This is a genomic window from Mechercharimyces sp. CAU 1602 (assembly GCF_024753565.1).
Classification (GTDB): domain Bacteria; phylum Bacillota; class Bacilli; order Thermoactinomycetales; family JANTPT01; genus Mechercharimyces.
Genome location: NZ_JANTPT010000001.1, coordinates 300,639 through 322,164 on the forward strand (window position 1 = coordinate 300,639; position 21,526 = coordinate 322,164).

Annotated in this window: 24 protein-coding genes and 2 pseudogenes; 17 read left to right on the forward strand and 9 right to left on the reverse strand. The window is 40.9% G+C overall.

All coding sequences use genetic code 11. The features are described 5' to 3' along the window. Positions 1-70 precede the first annotated feature (70 nt). Positions 71-1,936: a peptidoglycan D,D-transpeptidase FtsI family protein gene (locus NXZ84_RS01570; protein ID WP_258838547.1), complete on the forward strand. Its 1,866-nt coding sequence runs from the start codon at positions 71-73 to the stop codon at positions 1,934-1,936. A 119-nt stretch (positions 1,937-2,055) separates the two neighbouring features. Here NXZ84_RS01570 and NXZ84_RS01575 read toward each other — a convergent pair whose 3' ends face one another. Both NXZ84_RS01575 and NXZ84_RS01580 read right to left on the reverse strand, forming a co-directional pair. Continuing rightward, positions 2,056-2,748, reverse strand: coding sequence for an oxidoreductase (locus tag NXZ84_RS01575; RefSeq protein ID WP_258838548.1), 693 nt, complete (start codon positions 2,746-2,748; stop codon positions 2,056-2,058). Between the two features lie 102 nt (positions 2,749-2,850). Next, complete coding sequence (locus NXZ84_RS01580; protein WP_258838549.1) at positions 2,851-3,645, reverse strand: DUF817 domain-containing protein; 795 nt, start codon at positions 3,643-3,645, stop codon at positions 2,851-2,853. A 425-nt stretch (positions 3,646-4,070) separates the two neighbouring features. On the opposite strand from NXZ84_RS01580, the gene NXZ84_RS01585 reads away from it, so the two are divergent. Then, positions 4,071-5,417, forward strand: coding sequence for an MFS transporter (locus NXZ84_RS01585; protein WP_258838550.1), 1,347 nt, complete (start codon positions 4,071-4,073; stop codon positions 5,415-5,417). A 54-nt stretch (positions 5,418-5,471) separates the two neighbouring features. Here NXZ84_RS01585 and NXZ84_RS01590 read toward each other — a convergent pair whose 3' ends face one another. From NXZ84_RS01590 to NXZ84_RS01600, 3 genes and pseudogenes are all read right to left on the reverse strand, one after another. Continuing rightward, complete coding sequence (locus NXZ84_RS01590) at positions 5,472-6,140, reverse strand: hypothetical protein (protein WP_258838551.1); 669 nt, start codon at positions 6,138-6,140, stop codon at positions 5,472-5,474. Between the two features lie 59 nt (positions 6,141-6,199). Then, positions 6,200-6,487, reverse strand: a pseudogene (locus NXZ84_RS01595) (sigma-70 family RNA polymerase sigma factor); the annotation flags it as partial. A gap of 35 nt (positions 6,488-6,522) precedes the next feature. After that, entirely contained in the window at positions 6,523-8,061 is a 1,539-nt protein-coding gene (locus NXZ84_RS01600; RefSeq protein WP_258838552.1) for a recombinase family protein, read from the reverse strand. Between the two features lie 71 nt (positions 8,062-8,132). Here NXZ84_RS01600 and NXZ84_RS01605 point away from each other — a divergent pair, with 71 nt between their 5' ends. Then, a complete protein-coding gene (locus NXZ84_RS01605) occupies positions 8,133-8,285 on the forward strand; it encodes a hypothetical protein (RefSeq protein ID WP_258838553.1) in 153 nt (50 codons plus the stop codon). A 9-nt stretch (positions 8,286-8,294) separates the two neighbouring features. Next, positions 8,295-8,423, forward strand: coding sequence for a hypothetical protein (locus tag NXZ84_RS01610; protein ID WP_258838554.1), 129 nt, complete (start codon positions 8,295-8,297; stop codon positions 8,421-8,423). Here the strand turns inward: NXZ84_RS01610 and NXZ84_RS01615 are convergent. Next, the gene (locus NXZ84_RS01615; RefSeq protein ID WP_258838555.1) at positions 8,410-8,565 is read right to left on the reverse strand and encodes a hypothetical protein; all 156 of its coding nucleotides are present in this window, start codon (positions 8,563-8,565) and stop codon (positions 8,410-8,412) included. The two genes, NXZ84_RS01610 and NXZ84_RS01615, sit on opposite strands and share 14 nt — an antisense overlap. A gap of 566 nt (positions 8,566-9,131) precedes the next feature. Here NXZ84_RS01615 and NXZ84_RS01620 point away from each other — a divergent pair. Then, on the forward strand, positions 9,132-11,132 hold the full coding sequence (locus tag NXZ84_RS01620; RefSeq protein ID WP_258838556.1) for a DEAD/DEAH box helicase: 2,001 nt from the start codon (positions 9,132-9,134) through the stop codon (positions 11,130-11,132). Then, complete coding sequence (locus NXZ84_RS01625) at positions 11,133-11,432, forward strand: hypothetical protein (protein WP_258838557.1); 300 nt, start codon at positions 11,133-11,135, stop codon at positions 11,430-11,432. It abuts the gene before it with no gap. A 173-nt stretch (positions 11,433-11,605) separates the two neighbouring features. Here the strand turns inward: NXZ84_RS01625 and NXZ84_RS01630 are convergent, their stop codons facing one another. Both NXZ84_RS01630 and NXZ84_RS01635 read right to left on the reverse strand, forming a co-directional pair. Continuing rightward, positions 11,606-11,740, reverse strand: coding sequence for a hypothetical protein (locus NXZ84_RS01630; RefSeq protein ID WP_258838558.1), 135 nt, complete (start codon positions 11,738-11,740; stop codon positions 11,606-11,608). Next, the gene (locus NXZ84_RS01635; RefSeq protein WP_483869634.1) at positions 11,733-12,197 is read right to left on the reverse strand and encodes a tetratricopeptide repeat protein; all 465 of its coding nucleotides are present in this window, start codon (positions 12,195-12,197) and stop codon (positions 11,733-11,735) included. The genes NXZ84_RS01630 and NXZ84_RS01635 overlap by 8 nt, the downstream gene beginning before the upstream one ends. A gap of 112 nt (positions 12,198-12,309) precedes the next feature. Here NXZ84_RS01635 and NXZ84_RS01640 point away from each other — a divergent pair. Next, positions 12,310-12,462, forward strand: a pseudogene (locus tag NXZ84_RS01640) (sigma factor-like helix-turn-helix DNA-binding protein); the annotation flags it as partial. A gap of 214 nt (positions 12,463-12,676) precedes the next feature. Here NXZ84_RS01640 and NXZ84_RS01645 read toward each other — a convergent pair. After that, positions 12,677-13,564 (reverse strand): hypothetical protein, encoded by an 888-nt coding sequence (locus NXZ84_RS01645; RefSeq protein WP_258838561.1) that lies wholly within the window; start codon positions 13,562-13,564, stop codon positions 12,677-12,679. A gap of 686 nt (positions 13,565-14,250) precedes the next feature. On the opposite strand from NXZ84_RS01645, the gene NXZ84_RS01650 reads away from it, so the two are divergent. The 10 genes from NXZ84_RS01650 (at position 14,251) to NXZ84_RS01695 (ending at position 21,460) form a co-directional block, all read left to right on the forward strand. Further along, positions 14,251-14,634, forward strand: coding sequence for a DUF4145 domain-containing protein (locus NXZ84_RS01650; protein ID WP_258838562.1), 384 nt, complete (start codon positions 14,251-14,253; stop codon positions 14,632-14,634). 44 nt (positions 14,635-14,678) lie between these two features. After that, positions 14,679-15,305 carry an HGGxSTG domain-containing protein gene (locus tag NXZ84_RS01655; protein ID WP_258838563.1) on the forward strand — a complete coding sequence of 209 codons (627 nt, stop codon included), beginning with the start codon at positions 14,679-14,681 and terminating at the stop codon, positions 15,303-15,305. Next, positions 15,286-16,560: a PBSX family phage terminase large subunit gene (locus tag NXZ84_RS01660; protein ID WP_258838564.1), complete on the forward strand. Its 1,275-nt coding sequence runs from the start codon at positions 15,286-15,288 to the stop codon at positions 16,558-16,560. The genes NXZ84_RS01655 and NXZ84_RS01660 overlap by 20 nt, the downstream gene beginning before the upstream one ends. Before the next feature lie 180 nt (positions 16,561-16,740). Next, positions 16,741-17,031 (forward strand): hypothetical protein, encoded by a 291-nt coding sequence (locus NXZ84_RS01665; protein ID WP_258838565.1) that lies wholly within the window; start codon positions 16,741-16,743, stop codon positions 17,029-17,031. Positions 17,032-17,048: 17 nt separating this feature from the next. Continuing rightward, on the forward strand, positions 17,049-17,921 hold the full coding sequence (locus NXZ84_RS01670) for a peptidoglycan-binding domain-containing protein (protein ID WP_258838566.1): 873 nt from the start codon (positions 17,049-17,051) through the stop codon (positions 17,919-17,921). A gap of 261 nt (positions 17,922-18,182) precedes the next feature. Beyond that, positions 18,183-18,446, forward strand: a complete 264-nt coding sequence (locus NXZ84_RS01675) for a hypothetical protein (RefSeq protein ID WP_258838567.1) — start codon at positions 18,183-18,185, stop codon at positions 18,444-18,446. A 151-nt stretch (positions 18,447-18,597) separates the two neighbouring features. Further along, on the forward strand, positions 18,598-18,798 hold the full coding sequence (locus NXZ84_RS01680; protein ID WP_258838568.1) for a hypothetical protein: 201 nt from the start codon (positions 18,598-18,600) through the stop codon (positions 18,796-18,798). Between the two features lie 38 nt (positions 18,799-18,836). Further along, positions 18,837-20,396 (forward strand): HNH endonuclease, encoded by a 1,560-nt coding sequence (locus NXZ84_RS01685; RefSeq protein WP_258838569.1) that lies wholly within the window; start codon positions 18,837-18,839, stop codon positions 20,394-20,396. A gap of 12 nt (positions 20,397-20,408) precedes the next feature. Next, on the forward strand, positions 20,409-20,891 hold the full coding sequence (locus NXZ84_RS01690) for a hypothetical protein (protein WP_258838570.1): 483 nt from the start codon (positions 20,409-20,411) through the stop codon (positions 20,889-20,891). 239 nt (positions 20,892-21,130) lie between these two features. Further along, a complete protein-coding gene (locus NXZ84_RS01695; protein ID WP_258838571.1) occupies positions 21,131-21,460 on the forward strand; it encodes a hypothetical protein in 330 nt (109 codons plus the stop codon). Positions 21,461-21,526: the final 66 nt, after the last annotated feature.

A 21,526-nucleotide genomic window follows, 5' to 3' on the forward strand; every position in this document is an offset into this window, starting at 1 on the left:
TATAAGCAGCTGTTAGATTGACGAAGATGGGAGTAGTACAAAAAGGACGGGCAAGATAGGGGATGCATGGATGAGCAAGCGTCGCAGCTATGGCTGGGTATCGTTTTTAACTATATTTCTAGTGGTGATCATTTGTCGTCTGTCATGGTTACAATTAATCTCTACACCGTCAGCGGCATGGTTGGAGCAGGATATTGATCTGGTATCACAGGCACAAGATCAACAGGATCGGGAGTATGTGATAGACAGTGGAAGGGGAGATATTTGGGATCGACGGGGAAGGGTGCTTTCAGGTGAGCCCGACTGGCGCCTGGTGGTCTTTCCTATGACCGATGAGCAAGTGCAGCATCATCGGACACCGTTGGAACAGATCGGAGTCCTTATTTCCTATCCGCAAGAGGAGTGGATGAAGTGGGTAAGTGAAAATAATCAACCGCAAGCGGTTCGTCTACCCAGTGACAGCGATCCAATCGCTCTGGCTGAAGAGATAGTACAAGAGATTAAGGAACTTCATGTTCCAGGTGTGTATGTATTAAAAGCAGATGATCGTCTCAATTCCAAGAGATTGGCACGTCAAGTGTTAGGGCAAGTGGTGCGAAGCCCTTCTCTAGTACAGGCAAAACATCAAGAGGAATTAGATAATGGACAGTATCACCTCCAATCTCTAATTGGGGTCAGGGGATTAGAAGCTAGCTTTGAGCCAATTCTTCATGGAGGAAAGGAACGTTCACTTCAGTATATAGTGGATGGCAAAGGTCAGTCAGTAAACGGGTTAGAAGCAAAAGAGAAGGTGTGGCTAGCAGAGGAACCCCACTCCCCTCAGCAAGTGTATACTTCGCTCGATCGCGATATCCAAGAAGTGGTGGAAAGAACCCTAGAGAAAGAACAGATAGCAGAAGGTGCTGTAGTGGTGCAAGAGATCAAAAGTGGGGATATTGTAGGGATGGGGAGCCGTCCGGCTGTGGATGAGACTGTTTTAAATGAGGAGATCAACCCGTGGGATAACCGGGCAGTTATGGAGGCAACACCAGGTTCCATCTTTAAGACCGTGATCGCAGTTGCTGCGCTGGATACTGGGTTGGTACGTTTGGAAGATCGCTTTCATTGCAAAGGAGATCTAGGGCGGTATGGATTGACGGATAGCAAGCATGGGGAGCTTTCTTTCGCGGAGGGCTATGCGAAGTCTTGTAATATTGTTTTCGCACAGTTGGCAGAGCAATTAGGTGCAGACGAGATCGAGAAGTATGCGGAAAAGTTGGGGTTGGGTCAACCGATTTTATGGCGGGGAAATTTTTATCATGAAAAGGAGTTTCAGCAACTCCCCGGGGAGCAGAAGGGGTTAATCTTTGCTTCACAGACGGCGAAGCATGAGAAAGGGGTGCTTGCACAGACAGGCATTGGACAGCGTGATGTAAAAATGACGCCGGTACAAGCTGTCAATATGGTGTCAGCTCTCTTTCATGGAGGACAGACGATTACCCCCCGTGTGGTACGTGAAGTGCGCACGATTGATGGTGAGACCTCATTTGCATTTCCTCGACAAGCCTTAAAAACGGAAGAGCCGATTTCTAAGACGGCACTACAACAAGTGCAGACTTTGATGAAAGACGTAGTACAGACAGGGACTGGTATGGCACTTAAGGAAGCAACATGGTCGCTTGCTGGGAAGACAGGGACGGCGCAAATCGGGGTGGATAAAGACCGTTATAACAAATGGTTTGTCGGCTATGGTCCAACTGATTCTCCACGTTATGCCGTATCTGTAGTGGTCAATTCAGTGGAAGAGAGCGATGATCCACGCCATCTGCGTGTATTTAAAGAGGTAATGGATCAGATTGCTCAGTTGGAGAAAAAGTGGGTAGAAGCAGAGAAGAAAGTGAAGCAAGCGGAAGCGAAGAAGAAAGATTCTCTCGGGAAAGAAAAAGGGGAGGAATAGAAGGGCGAAAAGAGCTCTATCTATTACCGATAGAGCTCTTTGTGAATATTTTCTTTAGGTAGGTGACAGGATTAACTGATCACTCATGTAGGGAGGAGATGGTGTCACACCGTAGCTAGTTACTGGTTGGTTATTTCTGATGCCACTATCTCTGCGATCTCATTGGAGAGATAGTGGTGAGTGCCAGTACGATCTAGTTGTGCAGTATGTACCATAGCTTGGGCAACTGTTTCGCCTTGGATAGGGCGATATTTCTTTAGGGGGCCTTGAAATGCAAAGCCAAGCCCCTTCGCAAGCAATCCACCTATTTCTTCCCCCAGACGGAATTCCTCCCGCTTTCCTAAAAGCAACGAAGGGCGGAAAATATGAGTGGCAGGTAGATGCAATGCTTCGAGCGCCTGTTCCAGTTCCCCCTTTACTTGATTATAAAAAAAGCGGGAGGAAGGATCCGCTCCCATAGAGGAGACAAGCAGGTACCGTTTTGTGTTCATCTCTTTCCCCAATTGAGCCAATTGTAATGGATACTTATAATCTACCTGACGAAAGGCTTCCTTTGTTTTTGCCTTTTTCATAGTGGTTCCTAAACAGCAGTAGATTTCATCTACTTGAAAGCATTCCTTATAATCTTGCAGGTGGGCGAAATCAACCTGGATAACTTGTACTTTGGGATCTTCAATGGGCAGAGGGCGTCTGGTGATCACCCTAACCTCTTTGTATTGAGGGTGTGCAATGAGAGTCTGCATAACGTGATGACCGATTAATCCTGTAGATCCAGCAATTAATGCTGATTTCCTCGTAGCCAGGGTAGACATCTCCTTTATGTGAAGTAGTTTAAATAAAGTGAGGTAAGTATATCACGGAAAGTGGTGGATAGCGATGCTCTTGTTAGGGTGAAGAGGGTGCGTTGAAAGTGTCTAGATTGTATGCTGTGTTTCATCTACTGAAGGTGAAGACGTATAGTGACTTTTCTTCACAAATTTTAGTTGCGCTACTATCAAAAAGCTTATGATGACAAGGAGAGCCCATGAACTGATTTTCCCTAGTTCTACAATACTCCATCCTTGTTCTTGATGAGGGTATTGCCAAGCTCCGAAGAAGGTAGCAATATTCTCAGCGATCCAGACGAAAAATCCGATCAGTAAAAAAGAGATTGTAAGAGGTAGCCGCCATTTTTGATCATTTACCTTAAAGAAAACCCAGGTGTGACGGAAATGCCATAGCAACCATAGAATTAAAACCCAACGCAAGTCATAAAAGAAGTGATGGGTAAAGAAATTTACGTAAATGGCAGCTCCAAGTAGCCATGTACTCATTTGAAATGGCCATTGGTGTAGGTCGACGTGTAAGCGACGCCACGCTTGGCATAAGTAACTAGCAACACTGGCGTACATAAAACCACTATAAAGCGGTACACCGCCGATTTTGCTCCATGCCTCCTCCGGATAAGACCAAGAACCCATCTGTACCTTGAATAACTCCAATGCTAGTCCAATGATGTGAAAAAGAAGAATCACTTTTACTTCATCCCATGTCTCCATTTTGCTGGTGATCATGAGCACTTGTACAAGTATACATAGTAAGAAAATGAAGTCATAGCGATAGAGACCAGGTATGGTAATCATCTCTGAAGTAGCCAAGATAAGAAAGATTGCACCTGGAAAGAGGCAAGACAGTGCTTGATGATAGGTGAAGGTGGCAAGAAACCGCATGATAGATCCTCCGTAGTGATGTAGCACATGGTATATTTGTCTAATCGGGTGAATGATATAAAGAGAATAGAAGTAAGTGTACCTATAGTATACTATGCTATACGGATCATAGCTGACTAACCCAAACAGAATAATGACGAATCACCGCCGGAGTTTTATCCCAGTCCAGATGAAAATAACCGGTATCCCACATGCTAAGGGATCTCCGGCTTATTTTTTGTGTAAACGATGTGATAAGGAAATAGAAAATAATGATGAAAAAATTATACATATTAGATCTGCAACTATACTGGGAATACGTTAGTGAAGACATTAAGTGGATAAATAAAGTGATAATATGCATGGAGGATAGGATTGACATTAATTACAGATGCTTTTATTATTTTAATAAATGCATACCATGACAAGGAGTATGAGTAAATTCTATGAATACATTGAAGCATGAAAATAAAATTATATTGTTATGGAGCGTGATGGTCTTACTTGTGGTGATGAACACTACTATGTTTAATGTAGGTCTACCAACCGTACTCCAGGATCTATCTCTAGCCTCCTCGACGGGGTCTTGGATCGTATCAGGATATTCGATAGTACTTGCCATTGCTACACTAACATTTAGTCGCTCATCCGATTTTATGCCAATCTCTCGTTTATTGTTCATTGGTGTAGTGTTGCTTGGAATGGCATCCGTTCTAGGTTGGTTTGCAGACTCTTTCATAGAATTGTTATTCGCAAGGTTGTTACAAGCCGCGGGTGCTGGGGCAGTTCCAGGATTAGCGATGGTATTAGTGGGTAGATATATTCCTATATCAAGAAGAGGTAAAGCAATGTCAATTGTGTCTTCGACTGCGTCACTTGGTTTTGGATTAGGTCCTGTTGTCGGGGGGGTCATAACTCAGGCATTTGGATGGAATTACTTATTTATTGTAACAAGCTTCACCGTATTGTTACTCCCTATTGTCTACAAGCTTTTACCGAAAGAAGAATCTCATAAGGTGAAGTTTGATTTCATGGGTGCATTGTTAACAGCACTTGTTGTCACATGTTTTTTGTTGTTTTTATCAACATTTGCTCTATATTACCTGATAATCAGTGGGGTGAGTTTAATTATTTTATGGAATCATATACATAAGTTTGCCATCCCATTTATTCAACCGACAATTTTGAAAAAGCGTCCATATATAAAATTATTACTGATTAGTAATATTGCATTTATTGCCCACTTTTCCACCCTGTTTATGATGCCGCTAATGCTTGCAAATGTATTTAACAAAGAAGCTGCGATGATAGGACTTATGATTTTCCCTGGTGCCATACTATCTGCTGTTGCGGCTCAATTTATCGGTCGGGTTATTGACCGTCTTGGAAGTCGACCTATCGTTTTGGTGGGACAAACCTTATTACTTATATCTACTAGTTTATTTGTGCTCTTCTCCAATCTATCTCCCTATTGGATTATGTTGGCTTATGTATTTATGAGCGTCGGCTTTTCTGCCTTGTCGTCCAGTATTGCGAACGAAGCATCGCAAATCTTACCCAATGAAGAAATCGGTACTGGAATGGGCATGTTTCAACTTGTTCAGTTTTTTGGTGGTGCTTTAGGAGTTGCGGTATCTGGAACGCTAATTGATTGGCAATCGAGCTTTGCTTACGAGGTTATATACCGCAATATCTTCATCATATTAATTGTTTGCTTGCTATTTTCGGTTGCCCTGTTTATCAGCTATAGGAATGGTCAGGGAACAACACTAGCTCATCAGAAAGTTTCTTAAACGGGGGAGATCACGATAAGATCTCCCCCGATAAGCCTAGTTTTATAGAGAGTGTCAATATAGCATTCTTCGTTTAGCACGTTCTACTTCGCGATCCAGTTCAAACATACGCTTGTTAATCACATTATTATCCAATTTAAACTCTTCTAACGTTTGATCGATACTGTTTTTCAGTCGTCGTTGCGAATGGCTGATTTCAGAAAGGTTTTCATTTAGTCGTTCAAACGTTAGTTCTTGTGTACGCTCTATGGTTGAAAGTTGTTTTTGCACTTCTTGATGGGAAGCCATCAATTTTGAAAATAAATCAACTATTTCTTTTTGCTGTTTTTCTAGGTCGAGTTGTTGTTTCGACATTTGCTCTTGCTGTTCAAGTAATTGTTGTTGCTGGTGGGTTATTTGTTCTCCTTGAGTGTAGGAAGATTCATATTTATCGCTAAATTTCTGCAGCTGAGTCTGAATTTCATCCTGTTTTTTCCCTAAATTCTCGTGAGTTGTCAGCAGGTTTTGATAAGGTCCCTTAGCATCATTTAATGCATGATCAAGCTGGTTTTGCTTAATCCGCATGGCATCTTGCTTTTGGGCAAGCTCTTCTTGTCTTTCGCGTACATTGGACACCTTTTCATCCATTTCTTCCATGATGCGCTCAAATAACCCTTGTCGCTGTAGTACTTCCTCTTGTTTAACACTTATCTTTTTTAATTCCTCTAAGAGTTGATCCTCCATATCTCTCGATCCCCTCCTTGTCGTGGGATAAGCAAGGGGTTGCCTGTACTCGTCCTTACCTACTTGTTGGCAGAATTGAAACGGTAAAATTCATGATACAGTTTGATCAGTGCTCGTTTTTCTATACGTGACACGTAAGAACGGGAAATACCTAACTCTTTAGCGATCTCACGTTGTGTTTTTTCAGAGCCTCCCTGTAGACCAAAGCGTTTGCGAATTACTTCTTGCTCACGTTGATCCAATATATGCAAATTATTATATATTTTCTTTTTCTCAATCTTCAGCTGCACTTCATCAATCACTTCATCCCGTTCTGTTCCTAATACATCGATTAGTGTAATCTCATTAACGCTAACTCTTTATCTGTGTTAGATACAGTTCTCTACATTTTAGGATAAATGGACAAGGTGAATTGATCTTCCCGCTGCCATTTTTCTTTGCGATAGACGGCTTTCTCTAATACGCTTTTGAGGAGCGCATTCTTTTGTTTGGCATCATCCAGCTCCCAGTAGATCTCCAAAACATGTTCTACTTTAGGGATGATGTTAACCTGTGCTTTTTTCCGTTCCTTTTCCTTCTCTAATTCCGCGGCAGCTACTTCTAATCCCGCATTGATTTCCTTGATTCGCTTGGTAAGGTTCTTGGAACGTTCCAAGTAGGTTTCTTCATCATATATGCCTCGCTCCAGGAAATCATGAAGCCGTCCTTTTTGCGAGTGGAGATTCTTTAGCTCTGTTTGTAAATTATCCATGGCGGCTGCTTTGATCTCAATGGATTGGTAGGACTCTTGTGGGCGGTTCTTTACCTTCCATTCCAACTTGTACTCAGTCAGCCACGTTTGTAGGGAGTAGAGAACCCGTTCCTCAACATAGTGGAACTTACTGCTGCGATTCTTACACAAACGATTGGCACAAATGCAGTGTGGGAGCTGATTGGGATAGGGGCGATAGGATAATGATTGCCCACACATGTCACATTTAATTAAACCTGCAAGGGGATTCGTAATCCCATTTAGGTGGTAGGGGACATGGGACTTCGTCTTCAGGGTGTCTTGTGCTTTCTGGTAAGTATCCATGGAGATAAGTGGTTCATGTTTTCCTTCTACATCAATCCAATCATCCGTTGGGCGGGTACGAACAACACGACGTTTATCAGCCTCCCTGGCGGCTTTACTCTCTTTTTTCTTCCATTGGATGCGGCCGACGTAGACAGCATTTTTAATGATATTGAGGACAGAGGAATTATTCCACTTGTTCCCGCTATAGTTGGTATAGCCGAGGCGGTTTAATTCATTAGCAATCTTATTGCTTCCCATTCGTTGATTGGGGTCTTCATGGATGTACCACTCAAAAATCATCTTGACGATCGGTGCTTGTTCAGGGTGTGGAACAAGGTAGCGACCGCGTTCATCTTTTTTGATGTTGTAACCATAGGGTGGGCGAGTAGCGATATAGTTGCCCTCTTCCACGGAGCGAACGCGTCCTCCTTGGAGACGGCGAGTAATGATTTTTAGCTCTTTTCGTGCCATGAATGCCTCAAATTCACTGTACTCCTCATCAAATTCGTCCGATAGGTTATAGGTTTTGCGAGGGGTTACAATCTTCGTGCCTGATTCCTGAAAGGTTTCCAAGATCGTTCCTTGCTCTTGCATCTTACCGCGACCAAGACGATCTATATCCATGACAAGAACGGCATCATACATGCCTGCTTCTACTTCTTTTAGTAACTCCATCATCTCGGGGCGATGGATAAGACTTTCACCGGAAGCAATCTCTTCACGAATTTTTATGATATTCAGGCTCTTCTGTTGGGCTACCTGCATGAGAGCCTTTTTATGTTTGGCAAGCGTTTCTCCTTCACCACGTGCTTCCGCTTCTAAGTCAGCTCGACTTTTCCGTAGGTAGATACAGACTCTCTCCATAGTAAACACCTCTTGAATTCGTTGGCTAGTCCTTCAATCCTTGTCGCATAGGATATATTGAGGTGGTTCCCATGCGTGAGGATATGACGTTACAGGTAGGTGGAACTACTATTAACATTATAGCACCGAAGATCACGGAAGAGGAAAGAGTGGAGCGATTGGATGAAGTCCAGCGAGTGATATGGAGGCTTTGGCTTGATATAGAGCAGAAAATTCAGGATTAGCTCATTGCAATGGCGGGTATATTGGTATATGATGATGTCAAGAACATTATATTAAAAGAGACGGGTGCGCGAACACCCGTCTTACGGTTTTCGATTCCCGCCGATGGCTTGGCGGTGTTACGGGTTACCACTTGCTAGCATCCCGCTCGGTGCCACGAGCGGGATGCTTCTTGCTGTTTACTGTCTTTCGACTACGTAAGAGCCTTATCAATGAGATAAGGGCTCCTAACGCATAGTAAAAGACCTTCGCCAGCCAAAGAAGCCATTCTATGGCGATCACCCCCTTTCATCAGGAGATGTCACACACCTCCCTTCAAGGAGATTCACCGCCGTCCGCTCGGGCGAATCTACTAACCGCACCTCCATTGTACCATAAATCTTTCTCTACTGTTTGGAATTATGCTATAATTCAGTCGGGGCAATGGGAGAAGGTCTGGGGCGGCGACTCACCCCCCGAAGGGGGCTGACGCTATGACAGCCGGAGAAACAATTATACTTTTATGCGGATTGTTACTGTCGGCTATTACACGTATGGCGTCGGAAAAAAGAAGTAATCTGCTTGACGGCCTAGGAACCAGTGGCGGATTACTTCTGGGATCTTAGACTGGGTTTAGTCAGGTCGCTTATCACGGCTGACTATCCGATTGTCCTATAACGGCGGGTGGGCTAATACCCGACTCTTTTTATCTTATGTCTATCGTAATTGATAATATAGTCTTTGTAAATTATGAAGTTAAATAAACATTGCGATGAATTAAATATACACGATCTCTAAATAAAATTGTCTGAAATAACATATTATGTTACAATTTATACCGAGTAATGAACAAAAAGGAGTGTATACTTATGTCAATTTTTTATCGGGTTAAGCCTAATATCATGGGAAATACTCAACTTTTAAGACCTCAACGGGAAGCCTATGAAGCTACTATTTCACATTATCAGGAGTTTGGAGGTGATGAGTACAAAGAGATACTACTTGTTTTACCTACTGGTACAGGTAAAACTGGTTTAATGTCGATTTTACCCTTTCAGCTAAGTAAGGGGCGAGTTTTAATCATTACTCCTGGCCGTATTATTCGAAGGACGGTGTTTGAGGAATTTGATTCTGTTAATAACCCAGAGAAGACATTCTGGTATAAAAGAAAAGTTATTATTGGTAGAAAGGATTATCCTTTAAGCTACTTATATCAGGGATATGACCCTAAAAAAGAAGGTGAACAACTTCTCATTAAAAAAAAGCTAGAGGGATCGAATATTGTCGTGACTAATATACATAAAGTTGTAGCAAGTAATGAAGAGGTGTCCTTGAAAAATATTATAGATGAAGATTTTTTTGACATGATAATTGTAGATGAGGCACATCACGTAGCTGCTGATATGTGGCAAGAGGCATTGACGTACTTTAATGTCAGCAAGATTATTAAGCTGACTGGTACACCCTTTAGGTCAGATGGTCAAGAGATATCCAGTAATCCTTATGACCCTGTTTATGAGTTTACTCTAGGCAATGCAATAAAAGAGAAATTAGTAAAGGATGTAATAAGACAAGAGGAAATACCGGATAAGCTTGTATTTGTACACCGTGAGACGGGTGAAGAATACAATTTAGAACAGTCAAAGAGAATATTTGGGAATGATTGGGTCAATAAAAATGTCGCGATGTCAGAACAGTGTTCTAAAGCTGTTATCCAGAATACTATTAAAATAATTGAAGAAAAGAGAAATAGCTATCCAGAGCATCAAGTTCTCGCAGTGGCATGTAATGATAAGCATGCACAAGATCTTACAAAATGGTTTAAGCAAGAAGGTTTAGATGCTACATATGTAAGTAGTCATCTAGGACAAAATGAAAATGAACAAAGGATAAATGACTTCAATAATGGAAAGTATGCTGTGATGATTAATATACAAATGTTAGGAGAAGGTTATAATAACCCTAATATATCTATTATATCTATTTTTCGCCCATTCAAGACTTTGAATCCCTATGCTCAACTAATTGGAAGAGGATTGCGTAGGATACGAGAAGAAGGAGTAAGTGATGTAGATAATTACTGTAATGTGATTTATCATGCAGAACTTGGTCTAAACAAACTATGGGAAGAATATAAATATCAAAAGAAGTATGCAGATCTTAAAGGACGACAGCTTAGTTTTATTTACGAACAACTATCATTAGATTTCGGAGAGTTGGGAGCTGTTGAGAAAAGGCCAGATGAAAAAATACTACTAAAACCTCAAGACACAGACTCAGATTTTTATGCCTACGAAAGCTCAGTAAATGATTACAAATCATCAGGAATTGGTAATGAAGATTCATTTACTCAAGAAGGGATTAATAAATACCGGATAGCTCTACAAGAGAAGGCAATAGAGAGGAATAAACAATTAGAAGAAAAAGTTGCTCAGTATGACTCCTTATTGGAGTCAGGAGGTTTAAATGAAGAGGAATACAACCTATTAGTTTCAAATGCAGAGGAACAAGGACAAGAAGTCTACGGTCAGGCTTTTAAAGAGGTCCATGACATGCTGATGGCTGAGACGATGAGGAATGATTTGGCTATTTGGTTAAATAGCCAAATAGACCGTTTTTTTCAAAAATCAGTGCTAGACAAAGAGGGCTTTGAGCTATATAATGATTCAAAGATGCCTTCTCTAAGTGATAGTAGTCCAATAAATAACATTGGATTTATAGTGAAGAATATACGACAATCCCTGTACTACTATACAAAAAAGCATAGTAGCCTCTACAACTCAAAAGATTTTGCCTTTGCTAAAAACCGAGCACTGGAGAAATTTGAGTTCTATTTAGATCAGTACGGCGTAAATGAGGAGGCGGATTAAATGCCATCCCAAGTAAGAGCAAGAAGTAACTTGGTTTTTAAAGGAATTCATTATTTGGATCTCATTGCTTATAAGATAACAAAGGGAGCAAAATTGGAAGGTCTGGAGATACGGTTGGAAAAGAGGGTAACTGAAGCTAGCATTAGTACAAGCTTTGCAGATGGGATGACTCATGTTACCGATCAATTGATCTACGAGAATGATTTGTTAGTTCGCTGGGAAATGAAATTCAAACAACACGATAGAACATATCTTGTTTTCGACAGAAAAGAATTTGATGGATTAAGAAACAGAAGGTAATATGTAAGTTCAAATTCTCCCTTTTGGATAATTTATTTTGGATAATTTATACAAGGGAGAATTTTTGAGTTTAGGAAGTACCCATAAGAACTAACTAGACACCGCGCTGACAGCTCGGTGTCTTTCAGTGCAAACAAAAACACCCCCGTGGAGGGGTGAAAAGTAATGTGTGTTTAACCACCAGGCTCTTCTTGTTTTAGTTTGATCTCCTTAGCAAAGACTTGTGATGGTTCAAGGATGCTTTGTGACAAAGAGAGGATTGATCCAACAAAGATTAAAGATAAAACCACTGCTATCGTTTTACGCATTAAAGACTCCCTCCTTATGTTCACGGAATGCTTTGTCCAGCTCATAAATTCTAGCTGTATATGCTTCGAAATCTGAAAGGTGACCCTCTTTGGCTAGGTCAGCTAGCAATTCCACTACGGCTTTTTCTTGACGGTTTAGGCAGTTTTCGTGGGCTATTTTTTCAGCTTTCTTTAAACTGGCGATGGATTCAGTTATACATTTTTGCTTTTTATATGCGTACCCTTGTTCAAGTAGTCCATCAATAAGGCGAGAGCAGTCATTTTCATTTTTGGCAATATTGATAGCCAGTTTAAACATATTTTGCGCTTGATCGAAATCTTTTTTCATCGAGTACAATTTGCCAAGCTTCAAGTGAATTGTAGAGAGTAATTGATTTTCACTGATTTGCTCTTCGAAAGATAGAGCGGTTTTATAGCAAGATTCGGCATGTGACCATTCTTTTAGTGAGTAATGGATATCATCCCGTCGTGATCATAATCCAGATAACCGATTATACTGATGGTTATGATAAGCGATTGAAATACCTTGTTTAACCAAATCTTTCGCTTCTTTATAGCCGTTAGAGCGTGAGGTGTATGTGATGAAGGTGGGGCAATGTTTTTCGATGGAGCATGTGGCCGGGAATTTTGGGATCAGCAAGAGCTCGGTACAGACGATGCTTAGTAGGGCGGAGAAGAAGATGATGAGGCATAAAGTGACCAGCCTATTCTGCGTGGGGTAGGCTGGGGTATAAGGTGAATAGATTAGTCACTTTTTGATTTATAAACTATGACATCATTAGTTTCCTCCACTTTTAATTTGGTGGGTTCCAAATAATGATTGGACCATTAAGCATAGAAATCCCTCTTGATTAGATATATATATTTTGAAATGAGTACAATGAGAAGACAAAAGAGGTTCTCACAAGTGAAGATCAGGGAGTGAAAATCTGTTGCTTAAAGGTTATGCAAGTATTGTATAAGCCAATTTAATAAAGAAAATAGCAAACCACTACAAAATAGAATTGAAAATGCGCCACTTGCAAAAATTATTTTTGTTATGAGCTCTCTATGTATAGGAACAGATACTATTGAGCGTAAAACAAACTTAACTATCCAACGAAGAGGTATTATGTACCAATAATCATTTAAAGAATTAATTTTATTGTGCACTAATGTTGTAAAAATGTATATAGAGATTAGGAAAATTGATATTAAAGAGATTATATTTAGACCAAGCCCTAAAATTTGAGAAAAAACAAAAGATACTCCCTCTAATCCAAAGCTGCTGAGTAAACCTGGAAGCTTATCATTATCAAAACTTGAGAGGAGTTCGTCAAAATTCCCTAACGGGAAAACAGGATTATTTAGAAGGAATAAGTTGAAAAAAGGCACACACAGAAATATGTAAGAAGTTTTTAATGGCTTTGCCCATAATTCTCCAATACGCAGATCATATTTAGCTATCACAAATGTTAGGATAGAATTGAATGTAAATATTGCGATAGTTAAAATAGTAATGAATATCCAGACTGGTTCTCTGTACTGAAGATAAAGAGCTGAAATAAGGCAAACAGCAATAAGTAACGCAATTGTTATTCCCCATATATCATCTTGACTATTATGTGACTTATAATGATATGTTTCTTTGGTCACTTCATAGTAATGTACTTCTTCTATGACCTCTTCTGTCCAAGTACTTATGTTTGCCTGCGATTTGTTATCAATATTCGATCTTCGTTGCTCATTAAAGGCTATTTTACTTAAAGCGGGACCTAGTAATGTAAAAAATAGACCAAGAAAAATTTCAAACCAGCGGTCAATAAAAAAATCAACTATAATCAAGAAAATTCACCTCTGTAATATAGATTAATCTAGTTCGAATTTCATGTATTTTCTTATGAGGGATATTATACTAGTTCGTTTGAAAATATGCAATATTGAGGTCTCGATTTATGATTGTCATACGACTGCCACCATATAGTGAGGGGGATATGTTCTCACCTCAATATGTAGATATGAGGGGGCATAACGCTCCTTTTTGTATTTGGTGATATATTCAGATATAATAGATTTAAAATAATTAAGGAGTGGCATAAGATGGTGGAGCCAGATGGTCCGTGAAGGAGTATTTCAAATGGAAGAGCTACGAGGTTTCGACCCACAACTAGGAGGTTAGGAGTGATAGTAATTTGGATCCTGCTTGTGCTTGATACAGAGCCACATGGCGGACAATTACCATATTTTGATTAATCGTTAGGGAATACTGAACTAGATGGACCATAAGATCAGAAGAACCAGGCTGTAATTAAAGCAACTAGGTGGTGCTTTTTATTTTGAATGATTTTACCCTTCTCTGTCTAATTTTGGTTGGATGGAGGGGAAATCAAATGAATCAGAGTCAATCTGAAATAAGTGTAGAGCTATGTTATCATTGTGGAAATAAAACAACTGTTGAGAAGGTATCTTATTATGAAAAGGATATATAATTTAACAAGAATGAGGGATCGTGGTACAAGGCTGGATAGTCGATGTTGCTGTGCCCTGTTTGCTCTAACATCACTTTAAAAGAGAGAATCACTTACAATTCGTATGCAAAGGCAGACGATGAGATTCTATATCCTAGGATATCAATAAATAATAACTTCTTGCCTTCTAGTGTTGCTATTGCTTATGTGGCAGCATTAAAAACCAAAAACATCGATGGAGCAATTTGTGTGTTAGCATTAAGAAGAACATTGGAAATGATGTGTATAGATAAAGGTGAAAATAACAGGAATTTATATAAAAACATACAGGAACTATCTGATAGAGATATTTTACCACCAATTTTAGATGGTATGGCGGGAATTCTGAGGGAAGTTGGGAATTATGCTGCACCTCTTTTAATGTGTTGCTCAATCATATGTGAATAGAGGAAATCCATATACAGGGTCGGACCCACGGAGGTGGTGAAGATGTGAAAACAAACCCCATGCAAGGAAGGTGTGGTGCGAAAACTCGCTCAGGCAACCCATGTAAAAACAATGCTATGGCAAACGGCCGATGCCGAATGCATGGGGGAAAGTCAACAGGCGCACCACCGGAGAAGATGAAGCGCAATAAAAAAGTATTTGCTACAGGCGAATTTGAGAGGATATTCATAGATGAGCTAAACGATAGCGAAAAAGAGCTTTACAGCATCGCACCCAAGGCGGACTATCTCAGGCAGATAGATCACGCATTGGGTGTTTTATATGTGAAAGAGCTAGGGATGAGCCGAAGGCTTAAGCAATATAGAGAGGATCAGATGGTCACCATTACCCAGCGCACATTAGAGGAGAGCTATATCCATAGGGAAACAAGTAAGAAAGTGATCAGAAACCAGGAAGAAGAGATAGGTCAACAGCGGGCAGAGGAATTGATTCAACGTCAAGAGGAAGCACTTTTCCGTCTGCAAGAGAGAAAGGCAAAGCTACTTGATTTGAAGCACAAGATAGAGAAGGAAGAAGGCGAAGGCCATCCGGACCAGCTTCCATATATGAAGGCATTAGCTGGATTGGTCAGCGATGTGTGGAGGGATGGAGATGGGGAGGAAGAGGAATAATCAAGTCTCAGCAATTCAGTTTGAACCGTATTCACAGAAACAGCTTAAACCGCTTACGTGGTGGATGCCGAACAGTCCATATGAAAACCATCATATGTACATTGCTGATGGTTCCATCCGATCCGGCAAGACCATCTCCATGATCGATGGTTTCACTACATGGGCAACGGAATGCTTTCGAGATGAGAACTTTATACTAGCAGGCAAAAGCATGGGAGCACTGAAAAGAAACGTCCTAGCTCCTATGTTTCAAATTCTTTCAGCAAAGGGAATCAGCTACCACTATCATAGGGGCGAAAACCCGCACGTCTTAATAGGGTCCAATACCTACTACCTGTTTGGAGCTAACAACGAATCATCGCAAGACTCCATGCAGGGGCTTACATCCGCCGGAGCATACGCAGATGAGGCGGCGTTATTCCCTGAATCGTTTGTTGATCAAATGATCGGGCGGTGTTCAGTGGAGGGAGCGAAGACATGGCTGAATTGCAACCCCAAGGGACCACGTCATTGGTTGAAAACAAAATATATTGACCAGAAGGAAGACAAGCGAATCCTTCATCTCACCTTTCTCATGAATGACAATCTCTCATTGCCAGAGAGCACAATAGAGAGGTATAAACGGATGTTTACTGGTGTCTTCTATCAGCGCAACATCCTAGGTCAATGGGTCATGGCGGATGGATTGATCTATTCCATGTTTGATGAGGACAGGATGGCCGTTAGTGAACTACCTGAGATGAGGAAGTATTGGATAAGAATTGACTACGGGACCAGCAACGCAACCACCTTTATGTTAAGTGGTCTTGGGATCGATGGCCGTTTATATATCATAGATGAGTATTACCATAGTGGCCGGGAGTCACAGACGAAGAAATCACCTTCCAAGTATGCGGAGGATTTTTTAGTCTGGCGATCCAAGCACAGAGACCACAACAACCATCCCATTCACCCAGAGTGGGTATATATTGATCCATCTGCAGACGGTTTTCTATTGGAATTACGGAGCCGTGGCGTTCGGCGATTGGCGAAGGCCAACAATGAAGTCAGCGCGGGTATTGGATTGGTTCAGTCCATCATGGACAACGACTTGTACCGTGTTCATAAATGCTGTACCCACCATTTAGATGAATTGAATATGTACACTTGGGACTATAAAGCTCAACAACGGGGCGAAGATAAGCCCGTGAAAGAGAATGACCATACTTGCAATCCGATCCGATATATAGCGAATGGTACGAGACATCTAAAATAGATATGTTACCTACAGACCCAAAGTCACCATTCCCGCCCGAAGAATGGGAGCCTATCTATAGCAAATACCGAGAATGGGCGGCTTGGTATTCAGGCGATTCTAATCAAATATCATCCGCTCATAGTTCCATGGCTTACACACCTACACCTAAAGGACGATTTTGGGCAAAGGAGTTAAAAGGTGAGCGGCAGACATGATTCATGTACCGATAGCGGGGGATATTGCAACTGCCAGCGCGCAGACCTGCTATTTGGTGAGCAACCAAAGATTCAGATACCAGAAGCCCATGAGGAAAAAGCACAACAAGATGCTATAGAGTGTGAAAGCACCTTGCTGTCTATGATCGAAGAAACAGGCTTCTATAACCGACTTGTGGAGGGAGCAGAAACATCATCGGCAATGTCTGGTGTCTTTTATAAAGTGAATTGGGATCAATCTTTATCAACATATCCTACTATCAGCCTAGCGTGAATCATTGTACCCGGTGAGTGGCTACAAAAGCCGATGGCGGGAAGCTGTCCTTTGATATAGATGAGGATGTATTCGCTCAAATGCCGGGGCAACCAACGGACGGCGATGGAGCGAAGGCAGAAGCAGTTCAATTTAATGTTAGGACAGAAGAGCATAGGATAGCGAGCCTTGAATTACTAGACAGGATCATCACGGATGCAGGTTATTCATCGCAGACGTTTGGGTTACAGATCGAAGGTCGGGCGGAGTCAGGAACCGCGCTCAATATCCGTGAACGCAAATTATTTTTAACGAAAGAGAAGAAAGAGCGGTATTGGAAGAATTCCATTGAGGATATTCTTTATGGCATTACAGGTATACAGGATTCATTTAGGCGGAAAAACCTCCATCTATCATCGAAAATGGAGTTTAGAAACGCCACTCATGATCCAACATCAACCTCTCAGACGATTTTAACTCTAACTCAAGCTCAATCTGTCTCGATCGAAACGAGGGTACGAATGGCACATCCTGATTGGTCGGAGGATCAGATTCCTTTATGGGTCGACCGTATCCAAGAAGAGAACGGACTGAAAATGCCTAACCCCGATGGGGCGGATGGAGACTTTGGCCCCGAAACTGAGCGGGCTGTACGTGCATTTCAGAAAAAGCACGGCCTAGTCGTTGATGGTTTATACGGGCCAAAAACAAAGGATGCCATGAAAAAATTCCTTACACCACCGAAGAAAAAGGTCAAGGAGTTCTGGCGCGTATACCGTGATGGGAAAAGGCTAGCGAGCTTCGACTATGACGAAAACGCACGCGAAAAGGTGATGGATGAATTAAAGAAGCTGATGGATGATAATCAAGGTAAAATTACGATCGACTTAGAGCGTGTATCGATTGAGTAATAGGGCAGTTAGCGAAATCATGTAGAGAACATATAGTAGAATAGGGGTAGAGATTTTCGGCTGAGTGAAGGATATACATCCCTTACTCAGTCTTTTCTTCTTTTTTGTACATAAATATCTTTACAGTAGCAGGAGATGAAAGTATTGGTGGAGAACAGGAAAATAGGGATATTGAACTAAAGTAAAGTAGAGTGGCATCTATGTTTCGTTTTAGAATTCATTCTTACTGCAAAAAAAAATTAAACCAAAGGAGGTTTTCTATTGAATAAAAGTGTTTCTATGATGGTGCTAGTAAGTTTGATTACGGGCTGTACTTACCAAGGTGCAGATTGTATTGAAGTTGTCGAAATGGATCTACCTGAACCGACGATTCAGTCATTAACAGATGTTAAATTTCAGGCACCTCATATTGAGACAGAGACAAACTATAGTATCCCAGACTTTAGTGATGTCCCTGATTTTAGTGACGTTCCAGAATTTGAAGTCCCTAAATTTGAATTCCCTGACATAGATACTGAATATTGATTTTGCTATTTGTGTTATATGAGAGACTGGTGGCCAGAATGAAGTTTATTTGGGGGTATTGCGTTTGAAAAAGCTGTTTTGCTTGAAATTTTGTTTGCTTATTCTCGCAGGGTGCTCCACTCAAAGCGCAGACTGTATTAACATAGCTAAAATGGATCTACCTGAACCGGCAATTCAATCAGTATCAAGAGTAGAGAGTGATACTCATAATGCGGTGACAGTTCCAGAAATAACGACAGATATAGAAGTACAAGTGTCGGAAATAACAACGGATGTAGAAGTGCAAGTACCCGAAATTAGAACCGATGTAGAGGTGCAGATACCGGAATATCAATTTCCTGAGATAGATTAATTTCATATTACATAGAAATTGTTGAGGGAGAGGTTGTTGTGCTTAAGAGATTAGCTTTTATTTTGTTTATTTTTACTTTGGTAGGATGTTCGATACAGGGACTAGATTGTGGAGATGACTTGGCATTACCTAATCCGGTTGTTGATTCGATTATGATAGATTATAACCCTCCGGAATACGTTCCCCGTACGGATTATAACCCTCCGGAATACGTTCCCCGTACGGATTATAACCCTCCGGAATACGTTCCCCGTACGGATTATAACCCTCCGGAATACGTTCCCCGTACGGATTATAACCCTCCAGAATATATTCCTCCTACTAGTTTATATACTCCAAATGAAGGTATAAGCCTGGCTAAAAATGGAAGTTTCTTCAGTTTTTTCTCCACGGCGTACGCAGAACCAGACTCCTCTACAACTTCTGTTGAGTGTCTGGATCATAGTGGTGGATTGAATGGATTCGACTTATTCTCCTGGATTCTATTTCTTATACTAGCGATTCTAGCACTTGTATTTATATTTCTCGTTCCGGGTCTAGGATGGTCTGTATTTGCGGGTATGGCTTTTGGAGGGTTGTTCAGCTGGCTTGAAGGAGATAGTCTTTCAGATATTGCTATGAATTCAGCAGTTGGTGGAATAGCGGGGCTAGTAGGACTGGGTGTATACGGGGTCACAACTAGATTACTTCGTCCGATAGGGAGGGGAATGACCGGACTTCGCTGGTTGCCTAAAGTAAGTGCAGGATCAACATCCGATGCAAGTGATAGTATGGTTACAGACCTTCTTACCGAAGGAAAGGTTAATTGGAAGAATGCCCTCTTAGCGGGGTTGATGGGCGGCTTGCTCGCTTTTGGCGGCGGTGCACTAAGTAATAACTGGCACTTTGCTGCTGAAGGAAAAGTCCATAGGTACCCCAAAGTCGATCTACATTCAGATGCGGGAAAAACTTTTATCAACAAAGAAGGGAAGTGGAGGTACATAAATTGGGAAGGGAAAGAAAAGAAATTATTAAATGGGAGACATGCGGATCAGAAGGCAAGCGTTAAAGTGAATGGAACAAACTATGAAGTACCATTTGATAGTAAAGGGTTTCCTGAATTTGAAGATTGGAGTCGTTATGAAACCACTCTTCCTAAAAAATATTGGTTTACTTCTGATAGGGTTCAATTTAACAGGTTATCAAAAGAGGTCTTTATTAAAATGAATGAAGATGAGAAATTACGAGGGAGCATAGATGAAGCATTCTTGGAAACTATAAAATTTGGAGTAGGATCAAAGAATAGACCTGTTCAGAAAAAAATAAAAACCTTTATAGAGAGTAACGATAAAATCTCTAAAAATATAACTGTTGAAGAAAAGAAACAACTTATAAGTGGATATGGAAGTGAAAGTCTTTACCAAAAGGTTGTCTCAGATGAAAGTTTATTACGGGAATTTCTGCAAACAAACTATAGTTGGGTTAGAATGGGAAGGGACCCTGTCGGATTTACGTGGCATCATCACCAAGAACCTGGCAAAATGATGCTAGTTAAGTCTAGAGTTCATGGTAATATAAGACATGTAGGTGGGCGCCAGATTTGGTGTAATGGACGATAAGGAGGTCTTTAAATGATATCTAAACTAGTAAGATCAAACATTGAATTAGCATTAAGGAGTGAAAGGGAGAGAACTATAAGTGAGTTGAGAGACCTATTTCAATACCCATTTCACTCTGATGTAAAGATACTACATTTTGAGTTGGATGGAAGTGTAGGGGATTATGGAATTACTGTGGCTCAATTCAAGGAATTAGATGAGATAATAGAAATAAATGCTCATGGAGAAATTGTCAGTGGAGGTATTCTTGAAATAGGGTTTGGATGCTCTCTTTTTGAACATGTTCCTATGGAAGAATACGAAGATATAGAGAGATTGGATGCTTACGCTAGATATGGTATAGATCGTATGTTTGAGTGGTTTGCTGATTGCTTTGAAGAGGCAGGGGGTAAGGAATTTCCTTTGAGGTGCTGTTTGTGCTATCACGATTCCGGAAGTGGATTAGACCTACATGATCGAAAGTGGAAAGAACTAGAGGAGTTCGAAGAGGATTAAAATACTAAACCCAGCAGACTACAGAAGTTGCTGGGTTTATTTTATTCTCTGCGTACATTATTGTCATCTTTCAATAGGAGTAGCTGAGGCGGCGGTTCGAAAAGAAGGTAATGAGGTGAGACTGTGGTTTCAAAGTCAGCTAAGGAAAGAATTAAAAAATCATTGGATGAGGAATACGAAAATGCTGTGAGTGAACTAAAAAAGGTTTGGGGTTCCCTCATCATGATACTAAGTTGTTTTTGTTTATAGTAACTGGACACAGTGGAGATTATGGAGTTGGAGTTCACCCACAATATTTTATTGATGATATCGAAGATTCAATTGCTGACTTTGGGGCAAGTTGTTTTCGATATTTATCAAAAGAGGAATGGGAGGACGACACTGGTAGGTATGAAGATTTTACAAAAGAACTTTTTTACGAATGGGTTGTTGATTGTTTTAAGGATGCCGGTGGAGATAAGTTCAAAATACCTTGTTATTTGAGTTTCTATGAGCCTGAAGATGTAGTCTTGGATTTACACACTAGAAAATGGCGAGAAGTTGATGAATTGCAAAATAGTTTGGAGTAGAAGATTAAAATGTCGAACCCAGCAGACTACTGGAGTTGCTGAGTTTATTGAAATTGGGGGTGTAAA

Bases quoted from the DNA above. Each gene is read 5' to 3' on its own strand.
- NXZ84_RS01570 (WP_258838547.1), top strand. From the start codon at position 71: ATGAGCAAGCGTCGCAGCTATGGCTGGGTATCGTTTTTAACTATATTT.
- NXZ84_RS01575 (WP_258838548.1), bottom strand. From the start codon at position 2,748: ATGTCTACCCTGGCTACGAGGAAATCAGCATTAATTGCTGGATCTACA.
- NXZ84_RS01580 (WP_258838549.1), bottom strand. From the start codon at position 3,645: ATGCGGTTTCTTGCCACCTTCACCTATCATCAAGCACTGTCTTGCCTC.
- NXZ84_RS01585 (WP_258838550.1), top strand. From the start codon at position 4,071: ATGAATACATTGAAGCATGAAAATAAAATTATATTGTTATGGAGCGTG.
- NXZ84_RS01590 (WP_258838551.1), bottom strand. From the start codon at position 6,140: ATGGAGGATCAACTCTTAGAGGAATTAAAAAAGATAAGTGTTAAACAA.
- NXZ84_RS01600 (WP_258838552.1), bottom strand. From the start codon at position 8,061: ATGGAGAGAGTCTGTATCTACCTACGGAAAAGTCGAGCTGACTTAGAA.
- NXZ84_RS01605 (WP_258838553.1), top strand. From the start codon at position 8,133: ATGCGTGAGGATATGACGTTACAGGTAGGTGGAACTACTATTAACATT.
- NXZ84_RS01610 (WP_258838554.1), top strand. From the start codon at position 8,295: ATGGCGGGTATATTGGTATATGATGATGTCAAGAACATTATATTAAAA.
- NXZ84_RS01620 (WP_258838556.1), top strand. From the start codon at position 9,132: ATGTCAATTTTTTATCGGGTTAAGCCTAATATCATGGGAAATACTCAA.
- NXZ84_RS01625 (WP_258838557.1), top strand. From the start codon at position 11,133: ATGCCATCCCAAGTAAGAGCAAGAAGTAACTTGGTTTTTAAAGGAATT.
- NXZ84_RS01630 (WP_258838558.1), bottom strand. From the start codon at position 11,740: ATGCGTAAAACGATAGCAGTGGTTTTATCTTTAATCTTTGTTGGATCA.
- NXZ84_RS01650 (WP_258838562.1), top strand. From the start codon at position 14,251: ATGTTGCTGTGCCCTGTTTGCTCTAACATCACTTTAAAAGAGAGAATC.
- NXZ84_RS01660 (WP_258838564.1), top strand. From the start codon at position 15,286: ATGGGGAGGAAGAGGAATAATCAAGTCTCAGCAATTCAGTTTGAACCG.
- NXZ84_RS01680 (WP_258838568.1), top strand. From the start codon at position 18,598: ATGGATCTACCTGAACCGGCAATTCAATCAGTATCAAGAGTAGAGAGT.
- NXZ84_RS01690 (WP_258838570.1), top strand. From the start codon at position 20,409: ATGATATCTAAACTAGTAAGATCAAACATTGAATTAGCATTAAGGAGT.